The organism is Candidatus Limnocylindrales bacterium, from assembly GCA_035559535.1.
GTDB lineage: Bacteria > Moduliflexota > Moduliflexia > Moduliflexales > JAUQPW01 > JAUQPW01.
The window spans coordinates 468,354-482,691 of sequence record DATMBG010000051.1 but is presented as its reverse complement, the minus strand read 5'-3'; the positions used below and the strand labels follow the sequence as shown (position 1 = coordinate 482,691).

Below are 14,338 nucleotides of genomic sequence, written 5' to 3'. Positions count from 1 at the left end.
GTCGCTCTTTACAGGTAGCGGATGGGGACAGGCTCCTATTCTAACTCTTCCTTGCCATGGAAGGGGAAAGAGTAGGGAAGGGGGTCTGTCTATCAGCCCTTGAAAGTCAGGTTGTCCTTACCTTCAGGCAACATTTTCACGGTAAATGGGAGACAAAGGTTCATGGCTACAATACCAGCCGGTAGAAAGAAAAAACAGAAACATGGGATTGCGTGTCGTTGGGCATTTATCTGGGGTTTAGGGTTATTATTGATTTTAATCCCGAATGGGTTAGGGGGATGGCTCCAGAGGGTGGAAGGCGCGGAAGGTGAGTTAACCTCAAAGATGGCTACCGGTGGGTCGGCTCCCGGAGCCGAGATCTCCCAAGAGATAGCCGCCCTGGCCAGTCAGGATGCTGCGACCCTTGAAGCAGCGGTCCTGGCCTTGGGTAAACGGAATGATCTTCAATTACTTCCGCTTTTTATTGCTCTTCGAGAAGGGGGGCTTTATGTATGGAAGTCTGCCGACGGAGGATCCCAGATAGTCATCGGAGGGGAAATCCTGACCCAGGGGGAGACCAAAATTGTACCTCTGTTCAGTGCATATGGTAAACAACCCTTGTTGGATGCCAAGGGTCAAATCCTCCAGGTTCCACTCACAGAACTTAAGGAAATTCAAGCGAATCGAAATTTACGCAAAATAATTAAGCCTTTTATTGATGATCTTACCAACCGGCTCAGCCTCTTCAGCCCGGATAGCAGTACCCGTCGGGCGTCTGCTATTAAGCTGGGTCAGATGGGAGATCCGGCTTCTATACCCTTGTTGACAGAGGCTTTGGCCGCCGAATCGGATCGATGGAACCGTTACGCTATTGAGGCCGCGATTCAACTCATCAAATTAACAGACGCAGATCCTACTGTACGACGTACTGCGGCCCGACGGCTTGGAGAGTTAGGTGTTGAAGAGGCGATTCCCGGCCTTCAAAAATTACAGGATACAACTCCCGATGGCTCTGGAGGGGACCCGGATCCAACTGTGCGTGAAGCTGCCGGACAGGCAATTAAGAAGATAGAAAATTGGGCAATCTTTACCCGGGTCGTGGAGACCCTGTTTCGAGGGATTAGTCTCAGTTCTATTTTGCTCTTGATGGCTTTAGGGCTGGCCATCGTCTTCGGTTTAATGGGTGTCATTAATATGGCCCACGGTGAACTTATGATGTTGGGAGCCTATGCCACCTATGTGATGCAACAATGGTTTGTGAACTCTTTACCTGCTAGTCTTTTTAATTACTACTTTTTACTGGCTCTTCCCTTCTCCTTTGTAGTGGCCAGTGGGATGGGTTTACTTTTGGAGCGGTGTCTGATTCGTTTCCTTTACGGGCGACCCCTGGAAACTTTACTGGCTACCTGGGGTGTTAGCTTGATTCTGCAACAGGCGGTACGACAGATCTTTGGTGCAGCAAACGTCTCGGTAGTTTCTCCAAATTGGCTCAGTGGCGGTATCCAGATTCTGGTGGGGGTTTATCTTCCCTACAATCGACTTTTCATTATCGGATTGGCGGTGGTATGCGTTATAATCACTTACGCTGTGCTTTTTCGTTCGAATATAGGATTGAAAATTCGGGCCGTCACACAAAATCGCTCTATGAGCTCCTGTCTTGGAATTGCAACCCGTAAAATAGATGCCTGGACGTTTGGATTTGGAGCAGGTATGGCCGGGCTGGCGGGATGCGCCTTAAGCCAGATCGGTAATGTGGGACCCGATTTAGGTCAAACCTATGTGGTGGATTCTTTTATGGTTGTAGTTACCGGGGGTGTAGGTAAATTGGCAGGTTCTATTTTAGCCGCTCTTGGGATTGGAAGTCTCAATAAAATCTTCGAACCCAGTCTGGGTTCGGTTTTTAGTAAAGTTGCAATTCTTATCCTGGTTATCCTACTCCTTCAGGCGAAGCCTTCAGGGCTTTTTGCACTTAAAGGACGAAGCATTGAAAATTAACAATTATCAAGGAATTGCTAGGTATTAATTACCGGGGGATCGGTTATGGGTAAAGTATCTGCTTCATTATTCAGAACATGGCTGCCTTTTATGATCGTAGCCCTATTTTTAGTGGTCATCCTGCCTCTTCTCAATGTACTTCCCGACGAAGGGGCCTGGTATCGGGTATCGAATTTTTCTTTAAATCTGTTTGGCAAGTTCCTCGCCTATGCTATTCTCGCCCTGGGGCTCGACCTGATCTGGGGTTATACCGGGATTCTGAGTCTGGGTCATGGGGTCTTCTTTGGCCTGGGGGCTTATTGCATGGGCATGCATCTGGCTTTATCCATAGGTACCGAAGGGGTATATCGGAGTAACTTACCCGATTTTATGGTTTGGAACCGGGTCACCGAACTACCTCTCTTCTGGAAGCCTTTTTATAGTTTTGGATTTACTCTACTGGCTGTATTCCTGGTGCCCATGTTGTTTGCTACCATATTCGGTTTCTTTGCATTTCGCAGCCGCATCCGGGGGGTCTATTTTTCCATTATTACCCAGGCCCTTGCGCTGTCTGCCTGGCTAACCTTTAACCGTAATTCCCTGAACCTGGGAGGAACCAACGGATTAACAGATTTTAAAACCCTGCTCGGTTTTCCTTTGCAGAATCCGGGTACCAAACGGGGGTTATATATAATAACGGCCATCTGCTTGTTGGGAGCTTATCTGCTCTGTCGTTGGATAGTACGTTCGCGCCTGGGTCGCATGTTGATAGCCATCCGGGATGGTGAGAATCGAGTCCGTTTTTTAGGCTACTCTCCGGCTGAATTTAAGTTGTTTGTATTTGTTCTATCGGCAGGTTTGGCAGGTCTGGCTGGAGCCCTGTATGTTCCACAGGTAGGGATTATTACACCGGGTGCTATTGGGGTGCTTCCTTCCATTGAAATGGTAGTCTGGGTGGCAGTCGGCGGGCGTGGTACTCTCGTGGGAGCTGCTTTAGGCGCTGTCGTGGTTAACTGGATGCGGAGTTTCCTGACCACCCATTATCCCGATTTCTGGCTATATTTCCTGGGAGGCTTATTCATTGCCGTCGTTCTGTTGTTTCCAGATGGGATTATAGGATCGTTACGACAACTCCATCGCAATTATTTACGAGAACGCTCATTCTTTAAAAGAAAACAGGCTGCACTGGCCGTTAATCCTTAATCTCTGGAATCATGTTAAGGGTTAATGGGGGAAGTTAATTTAAAATGCAAGGATCCATTATCTATCTAGAAGACGTAACGGTAAGCTTTGACGGTTTCAAGGCTCTGCAGAGGTTAAACTTTTATATGGATTATCCCGAGCTGCGAGTGGTTATCGGTCCCAATGGAGCAGGTAAAACCACCTTGCTGGATGTGATTTCAGGGCGGGTCAGACCTGCAGAGGGTCGGGTGATTTTCGGAATGAATACCGATATCACCCGACTCCGTGAACATGAAATCGTTCGGCTGGGCGTAGGTCGTAAATTTCAAACTCCTTCGGTATTCAATCACCTGACCGTTTTTGAAAATCTAGAGCTTTCCCTTTACCAACCCAAGCGAGGTGTGTTTGCAACCCTGCTGTCCCCTCTTTCATCCAGGCAATTACAAAGTATCGAGACGGTATTGGATATCACCGGATTGGCATCCAAAGCCCATGTGCCGGCAGGAGTCCTGGCCCATGGTGAAAAACAGTGGTTAGAGATCGGCATGGTTTTGTTACAGGAACCTAAACTTTTGCTCATTGATGAACCGGTTGCCGGTATGACCGATCAAGAAACGGCCCACACGGCCAAGCTATTGGAAAGAATTGCAGAGGATCATTCTGTGTTGGTTATTGAACATGATATGGCCTTTGTACGTCAGATTGCACGGAAAATTACGGTTCTTCACGAGGGGCAGGTTTTGTGTGAGGGCCCGGTAGAAGTGGTCCAAAACGATCCACGGGTTGTGGAGATCTATCTGGGAAGGAAACGTAACGACAATTCAACGGGGAGGTAAAAGTTAAAAACCACGGTTATGTTGAGTGTTGAGAATCTGAATGTTTATTACGGTCAGAGTCATATTTTGAGGCAGGTAAGCCTGCAGGTACCGGCCGGGCAGATAGTCTGTCTGATGGGACGTAATGGGGCCGGCAAGACTACCTTGCTTAAAGGAATCATGGGTCTCCTCCCGGTCCGTAGCGGTCGGGTCATCTTTCAAGGGAAAGACATTACCCGACGTAGTACCCATGAACGGGTCCGCATGGGGATTGGCTATGTACCCCAGGGACGAGAAATCTTTCCCCAACTCAGTGTAGGTGAAAATTTACGACTGGGATTAGAAGCCCGAAAAGATAAGCAACAGACCCTCCCGGAGGAGGTATTTCGCTTGTTCCCGGTTCTCAAGACCATGCTTCAGCGTCAGGGTGGGGTATTGAGCGGAGGTCAACAACAACAACTGGCCATTGCCCGGGCCCTGGTAGGAGAACCCCAACTCTTATTACTGGATGAGCCCACAGAAGGTATTCAACCGTCCATTATTCTCGAAATCGAGGAAGTTATTGCCCACCTTAAAGCCGAAGGCAAAATTACAATTTTGTTGGTCGAGCAGTACATCGAGTTCGCTGAACGTCTGGCCGATACTTATTATATCATGGACAAAGGTACTATTGTTGCCCAGGGAACAAGGCAGGAAATTGGAGAAGAGATTGTCCGCAGGCACTTAACGGTATAATACATTTTGATTCTCAAACCCCCTCAGGTGATATAACCCTTTATGTCCGGGTTATGTCGGACGATTTTACCTGTGATCAGATAAATGGTGTCTTCGGCAATATTGGTGATAAGATCGGAAACCCGCTCCAATTCCCTGGCAAATCTATGCAAATAAAGCGCATGGTCAAAATTTAAAATTCCTGCCTCACGGGCTTTTTTTGTTTCAGCGTAAATATACTCTTCCAGTTCGTCCACGGTCCGATCTTCTCTACAAATTACCCGGGCCATTTCCAGATCCCCATCTATAAATGCCTGGAATCCCCGTTGGCAAATATCGGTGACCTTTTGGGTCATCTCTCCCAGATGGGGAGGGAAATTTTTAATGGGGTTATCCCGAAGGCTTAAAGTCATTTGGGCGATATTAACAGCATGATCTCCGATTCGTTCTAAGTCGTTGTTGGCTTTTAAGATGGCTGCAATCAGACGTAAGTCCCGGGATACCGGCTGATAGAGGGCTATAATCTTCAGGCACTCTTCTTCGATCAAGACTTCCTGATGGTCTATATCTGAGTCCTCTTCGATGACTTTTTGAGCCAGTTCATAGTTATCGGTTAATAAAGAAGAAATCGCATCATCCAACTGGGTAATGACATGCCGACTCAGATCGATCCATTTTGCTTTTAGTCCCATAAGTTCTCGGACAAGGTGTTCTCTCATATCTCCAGGAGTCAGAATTCAGGAATCAGGGACCGGCGTCATACCTATTTCTGATTGAAATGAGCCGGCAGCCGTATACCGTTCGTCCTGAATTTATCAAAGTCCGAACGGGGAGAGGTCATCCAGCCTGTGGCGTATTTCAATAGAGATTTGGTATTCCTTCTTTCCTTCCGGTCCCTGATCCCCGGCTCCTGATTTCCTATTATCCAAATCGACCTGTGATATAGGCCTCGGTTTGAGGCCTTATAGGATTTTGGTAAATAACTGCCGTGGGTCCGAATTCAATAAGCTTTCCAAGGTACATGAAAGCCGTATAGTCTGAGATTCGGGCCGCTTGCTGTAGGTTATGGGTTACGATCACCACGGTATACTCCCCTTTGAGGGCGTGGATAAGATCCTCGATTTTTCCCGTTGCGATGGGATCCAGGGCCGAGCAAGGTTCATCCATGAGTAGCACTTCCGGTTCCTGGGCAATAGCCCGGGCGATGCAGAGACGTTGTTGTTGACCACCGGAAAGTTCCAGCGCCGAATGGTGAAGTCGGTCTTTGACTTCCTCCCACAGCGCAGCACTTTTTAAGCTTCGCTCCACAACCTCATCCAAAACAGCTTTGCGATTTTCTCCATCGATTCGAAGTGGATAAACTACGTTTTCGTAAATGCTCATGGGGAAGGGGTTGGATTTTTGAAAAACCATACCAATCCGTTTTCGGAGTTCGATCACATCCACATCTGGAGCATAAATGGGATCTTTATTGAGATACATTTCCCCTTTGATACGAACGTTATCTATTAAATCGTTCAATCGGTTGATACAGCGGATCAATGTAGACTTTCCACAACCCGAGGGTCCCATAAGGGCCGTCACTTTCCCATAAGGAATACGCATGTTGATATTATAGAGTGCCTGTTGAGACCCGTACCAGAGATTAAAGTCCTTTATTTCGATAATAGCATTTTCGGTGTCCAGTTCTGGATGAATGGTCGACTCCAGTTCTGCAAATTCTTCTAACTTCTCTTCTACAGACTTAGACCTGATCCAATGAGTAGAATTTTTCATGGTCTTCATAAAGCCCTGCTAAAGGGTATCTTCGCCCTATTCCTTCCCTGTTTTACAGAGAAAGAAACTTTGGCGCAAATTTCTTTCCCTGCAAAGCGGGGAAAGGTCGGGGAGGAAGCATTAGCTTAAGGTATAGGGGATTAACCTCCATATTCTATTCTCGGGCAACTTAGAAATGTCCTACCTTATATTTTCTTTTGAGTTTATTGCGCAAGTAAATGGCCGTTGCATTCAAGGTTACGATCAAAAGAATGAGGAGAAGCGTTGTCGTGAATACCATAGGTTTTCCGGCTTCTGAATTTCGAGATTGAAATCCGACATCATAAATGTGAAATCCCAGATGCATAAAACTTCGCTCCAGGTGGAAATAGGGGAAGCGATCATCCAGGGGTAGTTGGGGAGCCAGTTTAACGACCCCGGTAATCATCAGGGGGGCGACTTCTCCGGCTCCCCGCGCCATGGCCAGAATTAATCCCGTCATAATGCCAGGGGTTGCTTGAGGAAGTACGACCCTTCGAATGGTTTGCCACTTGCTGGCACCACAGGCATAGGAACCTTCTCGCATACTTCTGGGGACGGCGGCCAGGGCTTCTTCCGTAGCGACAATAACCACAGGAACCGTCAATAAAGCCAGGGTCAGCGAAGCCCAAAGGATTCCACCTGTACCGAAGGTGGGTACCGGAAGCTTTTCAGGGAAAAATATCGAATCGATCGTTCCACCTACTATATAGCAGAAAAAGCCAAGACCGAAAACACCAAAAACAATACTGGGTACCCCGGCTAAATTATTGACCGCAATCCGTACCCCGGATACCAAAGGTCCCTGTTTGGCATATTCCCTTAAATATAAGGCAGCAATAACCCCAAAGGGAGCTACAGCCAGGGACATGATAACGGTCATTACAAAAGTCCCAAAAATAGCCGGAAAAACCCCTCCTTCCGTATTGGCTTCCCGGGGCTCACTGCTTAGAAACTCCCACCAACGGGAGAGGTAGATTTTTAATCTCTCCCAAAAGTTCAACTCATTGGCCCGATAGGCGCGAACCACTTCAAATAAACCGATTTCTTTAGGAGTCCCACCCACTTCTTTCAGCAAAATTTTATAACGATTGTTTTCTTCCTGGAGTCGGGTTATTTGTTCACTTATTTGATGATAGTGTATGGTTAAAGCGTTTTCTTCCTTTTCGATCTGAGCCCGTATTTTCTTATAACGATCCGAGTTCTTTCCATAAATTAACTCGGCTTTTCTGAGCTTTAATCTAGATTCCTCAATTTGCGTATTAACCCCATCCAGATCCTTTTTCTCCATCTGTTTGATTTTTAGATAACGTTCCCTGGCCTGATCATGGAATTCTTGGAATTTTTTCCAGGTTTCTGTAGGTCCCTGGGCTATAGGATTGCCATCGATTCGAAACTCTTCCATAAATCCATAGAAAGGTCCCCACTCTAAACGTTCCACAGTAATAGCCTCCGGAGGGTACTCTTTTTCCTGAATCTCGAAAAGCGAGATCCATTTAAAATCATCTCCGTAGAGATCGTAATTTCCCGTTCTTATCAAGATTCTCTCGGCAATTCCCCTCTTCAGGAGACTTTTAGCCCTGGGATCTTGGGGTTCCGGGAGTTGTTTTAGAACCTCCTGACCGGGATGATAGCTTTCTTTACGGGTAATTTCCCCCAGATAGACTCTTCCTTGTCGATCTACTACTTTGACGAGGGGTTCAGGCCAAAAAGTCAAGATACCTTGATAAAAAACCAAAAAGAGCAATCCGGTGACCATCAAAGTGGCAAGAGCCAGACCTCCACCGGTCAGCCAGACCAGAGGCTCCCCTTGCAGGGTAGGACGGGAAGCGTGCTTTTTTTTCTGAAATTTTTCCGGGCCGGCTGGCTTCTGCAAGTTCGGTTCTTCTTTCAAGCGGGTTCTATCGATTTTTCTCATTTTCTTCTTCCTGTTAGAGTTGATAGGCCTTCTTTCTAAATCTGAGTCGAATAATTTCAGCTAAGGTATTAACGATAAAAGTCATTACAAAGAGCAGTAGCGCTGCCAGGAAAAGCATCCGATACAGGGTACTGTCTTTAACTGCTTCCGGTAATTCCACGGCGATGTTGGCAGATAAGGCACGAAGTCCGTTGAAAATATTTAGATCCAGAACCGGTGTATTTCCGGCTGCCATGACCACAATCATGGTTTCCCCAACGGCTCTCCCCAGGCCGACCATAACAGCCGAAAAGATCCCACTGGCCGCCGTGGGAAGAACAATTCGAATGGCCGTCTGCCATCGTGTCGCTCCACAGGCTAAGGAGGCTGCACGAAGAGATTCAGGAACCGCAGCCAGAGCATCTTCGGTGATGGTATAGATAATGGGAATAACCGCAAATCCCATGGCAAACCCGACGATCAGAGTATTTCTTTGTACATAAGTTCCAACCAACTCGCCCCGCGCATCCCATCCCAGGGTTGTCAGTAATAGGCCTGTTCCATAACTTAGAAAAACGGATACTATAAAGACGGAGAGGGCCCCCATAAATTCTATTAACCCTGCTCTCAGGTGATTTTTATAAGAGATCCTTTCCCAGATTATCCTGTTTAGGAACCTTTTTTTAAATAGAGAAACCAGGAGGATTGAAAAGGGGAAAAACAGGATAAACCAGAGAGGGGTACCCGTTCCAATGCGCCCATCCAGCCAGGCTTTAAAATCTCCATGGAAAATCAGCTTTTCTACCCTCACGCCTAAATTCTCGGCCAAATTAAAACCGATTATCATCACGGCCAGGATAATGATAAATTGAAGGGCTCCTGAGAGTCGGATGGTAATTTGGGGGGGTAAAAGCTGCCAGATATAGCCCCAGAAGAGAAGAATCAAAGGTAGCATCCCAAAGGCAAACAAGATGGACAGGACCCAGTTCTCCACGAAAGGAGCCAACACCAAGGCCGCAATAAAACCTAAAACTACACTGGGTAGGGAAGCCATCGTCTCTATACCGGGTTTTAGAATAGATTTAAGTTTTTTATCCAGGAACTCAGAAGTATAAATTGCAGCCAGAAGAGCCACCGGTACCGCAAACAGGAGAGAGTAAAACGTTGCCTTCAGGGTACCGAAGATTAAGGGGACCAGACTGAGTTTTGGCTCAAAATCGTCGGTTCCACTGGAGGATTGCCAGGTATAAGTAGGTTTCGGATATCCCTCATACCAGACTTTACCAAAGATAGACTTCCAGGTTGTTTCTGGATGCGGATTATGGATTTTCCAGAGATAAGCCGTTAGCGATTTATCGACGGCAAAGATACCATCCAATTTAGGAGTTAATTGGATGGTAAGGATCTCTTCTTTGGAAGGAAGGGACAACCGGGCAAGAACCTGTTCTGAAGTCATATGCCGGAGGAAAACTTCCCCATCGGAAGTTGCCGTAACCAGGCTTTTATCCCGGGGCGACACGGCCAAAGCCGATACCGGGCCATGATGCTTTTCCAGTATATGGGCCGGAACAAGTTCATAGCCGTCGCTTCCCCGGGCCTGGGGTCCTTTTTCTACCCGAAACCAGGCGATAACGTTTCCCGCAGAATCTGTAGAGATAAGGGATTGATCTCCGATCATGAACTTTAATTGGGTAAGGATTCGTTGTTGAGTATTCGTTGTATTCCATTGAATCAGATTAGTTTTCTCGACAACAACGGCTTTTTCCGGATTCCGAAGGTCGTATCGATGGAGTGTTCCATCCTTCCAGGCCAGGTAAAGCTGATCTCCCTGCCCACTTACCAAAAGTTTTATGGGCAGGCCTGGTTCTAACTCCCCGGTTTTCGACTTTTGGTTCTCAGACTCTGAGTAGGGTATTTCCCTCCTGTCTAAACTGGTGGTTACTTTACCGGTCAGGAGATTCTTCTTCCTGGTCACCCTGCTCAAGAACAACCGACCATCTGCCTGGAGGGTAACTAATTCCTCTATCTGGCCTTCCAGGGGCCTGTAATCTATCAAAACTACCGAAGCTTGACTTGTTCCTACTTTTACAGGTGGAGCAAATTCTATCTGTTCTTCAATCTTTCGGAATTGACCTTCCGGGGCTCTCTCTAAGATCCCTTTTCCAAATACCACTGAGGCTCCAGGACTCAAATTCTTAAATTCTTCCGGAACCTCTTCTTCCGTAGGAAAGGAAATCTTAAACGAGAGGTTTCCCAGAGAAACCTCTCCATTGGACAACCCTAGAGCCACATAACCTCTGCGTAAGGTCCTGGAGAAGGCAGTTATCTCGGCGTCGGAAGGGACTATTCTCTCTTCAAACATCTTCTTTCCTGTCGAAGCCTGGAAGGTAGTCAGAAAGCCATCTCTGGATAAAGCCATCCCTAACGATAAATAATCGTCCATCTCCGCAAAGAGTAACTCCCGATCTGTGAGAGGAAGGTTATAAGAGGTAAAAGAAATTACCCTGGCACCCCGGAAGAGAGGAACTACGACCGTTATTAGAAATATCAAGATTCCCAGTACGGCTATGATTACCAGAATACCCCCAAGACTGATAATAGTTGTAGAAAACTTATCAATGAAGATAACGCTTCTTTTGGTTTTTCTTGGGCGTTTCGATCTGACCGGCAGCCTATGATCTGTAGTTCGTTGTCCGTCCTCCATGTTCCTTTATTTATTCTATTCCTTCACCCATTGCCCGTTGTCCGCTACCGTTATCCCTGACAACGGGACCCGGCGGACAACGAACAATAGATTCAGGTTACGGTCTTAACCTTTATTATTCTCCATGAGGCCTAGTTTGCTTCTTTCTTCCTGAATCAAACTGGCGGGTAAAGGAATAAATCCATCCTTCACGACAACTTCCTGACCTTGTTTGCTTAAAACGAAACTCAGAAATTCTCGTCGCAGTGGATCGAGGCTCTTACCCGGGGCTTTATTGACATAGATATATAAGAATCGGGCAATGGGATATTCGCCGCTGTAAGCATTTTCCATATTAGCCTCATAGCAGGTAGCCCCTTCCTTGGCTGCAAGGGGTACAGCCCGTACATCTGCCGTCTTGTAACCAATTCCACTGTAGCCGATTCCGAATTTATCTGAAGCAACGCCCTGCACAACTGATGAGCTTCCGGGTTGTTCTTTGACTTCATCCTTGTAATCACCCTTAAATAAGGCATGCTCCTTGAAGTATCCATAAGTACCGGAAGCGCTATTACGCCCATACAGACTGATAGGTTTATCAGCCCATTCCCCTGTTAAACCCAGATCTCCCCAGGTTCGTATATCCTTTTCATAACCTCCCCGTCGGGTTTTGGAAAAGATCGCATCGATCTGCGGAAGACTCAGGCATTGGATAGGATTATCTTTGTGAACATAAACCGCCAGAACATCCAGAGAGGTTTTCACTTCTGTGGGTTTGTAACCATACTTTTTCTCAAACTCATCGATCTCTTGAGCCTTCATCTCTCGAGACATAGGACCAAAATGGGCGGTTCCGGCAGTCAATGCAGGTGGAGCCGTACTGGAACCTTTTCCTTCAATTTCAATTTTAACCCCAGGATAAAACTTATTAAAGCCTTCTGCCCATAGGGTCATCAAGTTATTCATGGTATCCGAACCGACACTCTTAAGATTTCCTGAAATACCTTTGGTCGGCTTATAATCGGGAATGGCGGGATCTACTTTAACAGAGGTCTCCTGGGCAAGGGTATATCCGACCAGTAAAAGTATCCCAACTGGAATGAATAGATAACGGATCCAAAAGTTTTGGTTTCTCATAAATTTAACCTCCTTTATCTTTAGTGGGTAAACAATACCATGGTCTGTAAAGGACCATCTGATGAGAATTGGGTTAATCCGATTCTTTATCCTAAAGAAGTCACTCTTAATAAGCCGCCTGATTATTATGTTTGTATGATGACGGTATTAAAATTGTATTAAATCCGAATCTTTTATAACTTCACTCCTGCCGTGTTATAGTTCCGTGACGTTTCTGTTAAGATTTTATTAAAGGAAATAAAACTGATACCAGGTCAGTAAGGAAATGGGATGTAAAGTGGATAGGGTCCTACTTTAACTCTCTCTCCATGCGGGGAGGGAAGGATTACCTGCCTAAGGGCCCTGTACAGCCGTCCCTCCTCAGGATGTAACCTTTTCAGGGGGAGTGCCTAGGGTGCGACCTACTTAATCAGAATTGGGATAAAGGACGGGTAAAGGAGGTCATTTCTATGAGTAGGTAAGTAATGAAAAAATTATAAAAATTGCTAACCACCTGTAGGGCAAGGAACTATTTTTATGATGTTAACTCCCTGTGGGGTTAATCTTTTGAGATTTTTATAATAACTGGTACACAAACAAAGATAAAAAAAGGAGGTTTATTATGGCTCTTTTAGATGATCTTAGGGATGGTTTAGGAGGTAGTATTGCAACCGGACTTGCAATAGGCGTAGGAGCAACGATCCTCTCGCCGGTTGTAATTCCCATTGCAGCCAATGTAGTTAAACCTTTAGCCAAAGCCGCTATAAAAAGTGGGATCCTTATCTATGAAAAGGGTAGAGAACTAGTTGCTGAAGCTGGAGAGATGGTTGAAGATATAATCGCGGAGGCAAAGGCGGAACTCTCAGAAACATCCCAAAAAACGTCCCCTATTGTTAACGCTAAAGGAGAACCCATCCATTGATGCTTCCCGATGCTTATATCGTTCATTCTACAACCGAAAGGCTACGTATAAAAATTCCCTCGAAAAGAGGAGATGAAGTTTATTTTTCATCTCTGAAGACTCTGTTTTCTACCTATCCGGGAATTAAAAAGCTAGAAGTAAACCCCTTAACGGGAAGCATACTTTTTGTTCATACGGGGGACACTCGGGACTGGAAAGCCCTTGCAGCATATGCTCAAAAAAATAATCTTTTTCAACTTGGAGATCTGAACCCTCAGTCAGAGAACTTATCCTGGACGATATCCAGACAACTTCAAGAGTTAGAGAATCGAATGAAGGAGTTTACCCGGGGTACTCTGGATTTTCCAGGCCTGGTGTTTTTAGGTCTGGTGAGCGCAGGTCTTTTTCAAATTCTCAGGGGAAATCTCGCACCTATTCCCTGGTATACGGCTTTTTGGTACGGATTCAGTGTTTATGAGTTTTTTAAGTTTAAGTCAGATAAGAACAGAAAGGACCCGTGAAAAGCCAATAGAAAAGCTTTTGGGGGATTTTAAAGGAGGTTTATATGAATGATCATAAGGACAACACATCAAATGCCACTCTGGGAGGGGAATTAGGGAAAGCTGGGAAAACGGTTAAGGAAGGGATTATAGGGAGTTTGAGAGGGATCAACGAAATCGAGGCCGAGATTACTACGCTGGTCAGGAATACTGTTTCGCACACCCTGCGAACTACAGGATCAACAGCTACAGAAAGTATCCATATCACCAAGGAGATTATAAATGGAGCCATTCAGGCTACCGAAGAGGTAGGAACAGGATTAATCTTGAGCGCCAAAAATGTCGCCAAGGGGGTTATCATGGGAGTTAGCGATGTGGGAGGGGATGTGGTTACCGTCGCAGTTCAAACCGTTAAAGGGACGTTCAAAGGTGCTGCTGAAATTGGAGCAGATATCGGTCTTGTAACAAGGCGCTCGGTAGATGGGATTATCGAAGCAACTCGAGAAATGGGTGGGAATGTAGAAGCTGTTGCGAGAGAAGTTGTTCTCGGTGCCATTGAAGCAGCCAGTACCATTGGAAACACGGCAGTCAAAGCTGTTAAGGATATGCTCGTTGGAGTTGCGGAGGGGGCGAAGGAAGTTGTAGGAGCTGCACTACCTAAACCTTCTCCAACTTCTTCAAGTTTAGAAGAGAAGAAACTTTCTAAGGAAACTCCTCAAGAAGCTCCTGAAAAGCCGGAGATTACGACAAGGACAAAGGGAAGAAAACAGGAATAAATCGATC

The 14,338-nt window shown here is 46.2% G+C and carries 12 protein-coding genes; 7 read left to right on the top strand and 5 right to left on the bottom strand.

The features are described from left to right. The first annotated feature begins 162 nt into the window (after nt 1-162). From urtB to urtE, 4 genes are read left to right on the top strand one after another with little or no spacing between them, the layout of a single operon-like run. Entirely contained in the window at nt 163-1,974 is a 1,812-nt protein-coding gene (gene urtB / locus VNM22_20570) for an urea ABC transporter permease subunit UrtB (GenBank protein HWP49565.1), read from the top strand. 45 nt (nt 1,975-2,019) lie between these two features. Then, entirely contained in the window at nt 2,020-3,156 is a 1,137-nt protein-coding gene (urtC, locus tag VNM22_20565) for an urea ABC transporter permease subunit UrtC (GenBank protein HWP49564.1), read from the top strand. Nucleotides 3,157-3,200: 44 nt separating this feature from the next. Beyond that, a complete protein-coding gene (gene urtD / locus VNM22_20560; GenBank protein HWP49563.1) occupies nt 3,201-3,971 on the top strand; it encodes an urea ABC transporter ATP-binding protein UrtD in 771 nt (256 codons plus the stop codon). Between the two features lie 18 nt (nt 3,972-3,989). Next, nucleotides 3,990-4,685: an urea ABC transporter ATP-binding subunit UrtE gene (urtE, locus tag VNM22_20555; GenBank protein HWP49562.1), complete on the top strand. Its 696-nt coding sequence runs from the start codon at nt 3,990-3,992 to the stop codon at nt 4,683-4,685. A gap of 23 nt (nt 4,686-4,708) precedes the next feature. Here the strand turns inward: urtE and phoU are convergent, their stop codons facing one another. From phoU to VNM22_20530, 5 genes are all read right to left on the bottom strand, one after another. Beyond that, nucleotides 4,709-5,383, bottom strand: a complete 675-nt coding sequence (phoU, locus tag VNM22_20550) for a phosphate signaling complex protein PhoU (protein ID HWP49561.1) — start codon at nt 5,381-5,383, stop codon at nt 4,709-4,711. Between the two features lie 202 nt (nt 5,384-5,585). Next, nucleotides 5,586-6,449 carry a phosphate ABC transporter ATP-binding protein PstB gene (pstB, locus tag VNM22_20545; protein ID HWP49560.1) on the bottom strand — a complete coding sequence of 288 codons (864 nt, stop codon included), beginning with the start codon at nt 6,447-6,449 and terminating at the stop codon, nt 5,586-5,588. 160 nt (nt 6,450-6,609) lie between these two features. After that, nucleotides 6,610-8,376: a phosphate ABC transporter permease PstA gene (gene pstA / locus VNM22_20540; GenBank protein ID HWP49559.1), complete on the bottom strand. Its 1,767-nt coding sequence runs from the start codon at nt 8,374-8,376 to the stop codon at nt 6,610-6,612. A 13-nt stretch (nt 8,377-8,389) separates the two neighbouring features. Then, on the bottom strand, nt 8,390-11,059 hold the full coding sequence (locus VNM22_20535) for an ABC transporter permease subunit (GenBank protein ID HWP49558.1): 2,670 nt from the start codon (nt 11,057-11,059) through the stop codon (nt 8,390-8,392). Between the two features lie 105 nt (nt 11,060-11,164). Further along, nucleotides 11,165-12,175 (bottom strand): PstS family phosphate ABC transporter substrate-binding protein, encoded by a 1,011-nt coding sequence (locus tag VNM22_20530; protein HWP49557.1) that lies wholly within the window; start codon nt 12,173-12,175, stop codon nt 11,165-11,167. A gap of 601 nt (nt 12,176-12,776) precedes the next feature. Here VNM22_20530 and VNM22_20525 point away from each other — a divergent pair. The 3 genes from VNM22_20525 to VNM22_20515 are packed head-to-tail and all read left to right on the top strand — an operon-like array spanning nt 12,777 to nt 14,331. Continuing rightward, on the top strand, nt 12,777-13,076 hold the full coding sequence (locus tag VNM22_20525; GenBank protein ID HWP49556.1) for a DUF5132 domain-containing protein: 300 nt from the start codon (nt 12,777-12,779) through the stop codon (nt 13,074-13,076). Further along, a complete protein-coding gene (locus tag VNM22_20520) occupies nt 13,076-13,576 on the top strand; it encodes a hypothetical protein (GenBank protein ID HWP49555.1) in 501 nt (166 codons plus the stop codon). Before VNM22_20525 ends, VNM22_20520 begins: the two co-directional genes overlap by 1 nt. A 44-nt stretch (nt 13,577-13,620) precedes the next feature. Further along, nucleotides 13,621-14,331 carry a hypothetical protein gene (locus VNM22_20515; GenBank protein HWP49554.1) on the top strand — a complete coding sequence of 237 codons (711 nt, stop codon included), beginning with the start codon at nt 13,621-13,623 and terminating at the stop codon, nt 14,329-14,331. Nucleotides 14,332-14,338: the final 7 nt, after the last annotated feature.

Bases quoted from the DNA above. Each gene is read 5' to 3' on its own strand.
- urtB (HWP49565.1), top strand. From the start codon at position 163: ATGGCTACAATACCAGCCGGTAGAAAGAAAAAACAGAAACATGGGATT.
- urtC (HWP49564.1), top strand. From the start codon at position 2,020: ATGGGTAAAGTATCTGCTTCATTATTCAGAACATGGCTGCCTTTTATG.
- urtD (HWP49563.1), top strand. From the start codon at position 3,201: ATGCAAGGATCCATTATCTATCTAGAAGACGTAACGGTAAGCTTTGAC.
- urtE (HWP49562.1), top strand. From the start codon at position 3,990: ATGTTGAGTGTTGAGAATCTGAATGTTTATTACGGTCAGAGTCATATT.
- phoU (HWP49561.1), bottom strand. From the start codon at position 5,383: ATGAGAGAACACCTTGTCCGAGAACTTATGGGACTAAAAGCAAAATGG.
- pstB (HWP49560.1), bottom strand. From the start codon at position 6,449: ATGAAGACCATGAAAAATTCTACTCATTGGATCAGGTCTAAGTCTGTA.
- pstA (HWP49559.1), bottom strand. From the start codon at position 8,376: ATGAGAAAAATCGATAGAACCCGCTTGAAAGAAGAACCGAACTTGCAG.
- VNM22_20535 (HWP49558.1), bottom strand. From the start codon at position 11,059: ATGGAGGACGGACAACGAACTACAGATCATAGGCTGCCGGTCAGATCG.
- VNM22_20530 (HWP49557.1), bottom strand. From the start codon at position 12,175: ATGAGAAACCAAAACTTTTGGATCCGTTATCTATTCATTCCAGTTGGG.
- VNM22_20525 (HWP49556.1), top strand. From the start codon at position 12,777: ATGGCTCTTTTAGATGATCTTAGGGATGGTTTAGGAGGTAGTATTGCA.
- VNM22_20520 (HWP49555.1), top strand. From the start codon at position 13,076: ATGCTTCCCGATGCTTATATCGTTCATTCTACAACCGAAAGGCTACGT.
- VNM22_20515 (HWP49554.1), top strand. From the start codon at position 13,621: ATGAATGATCATAAGGACAACACATCAAATGCCACTCTGGGAGGGGAA.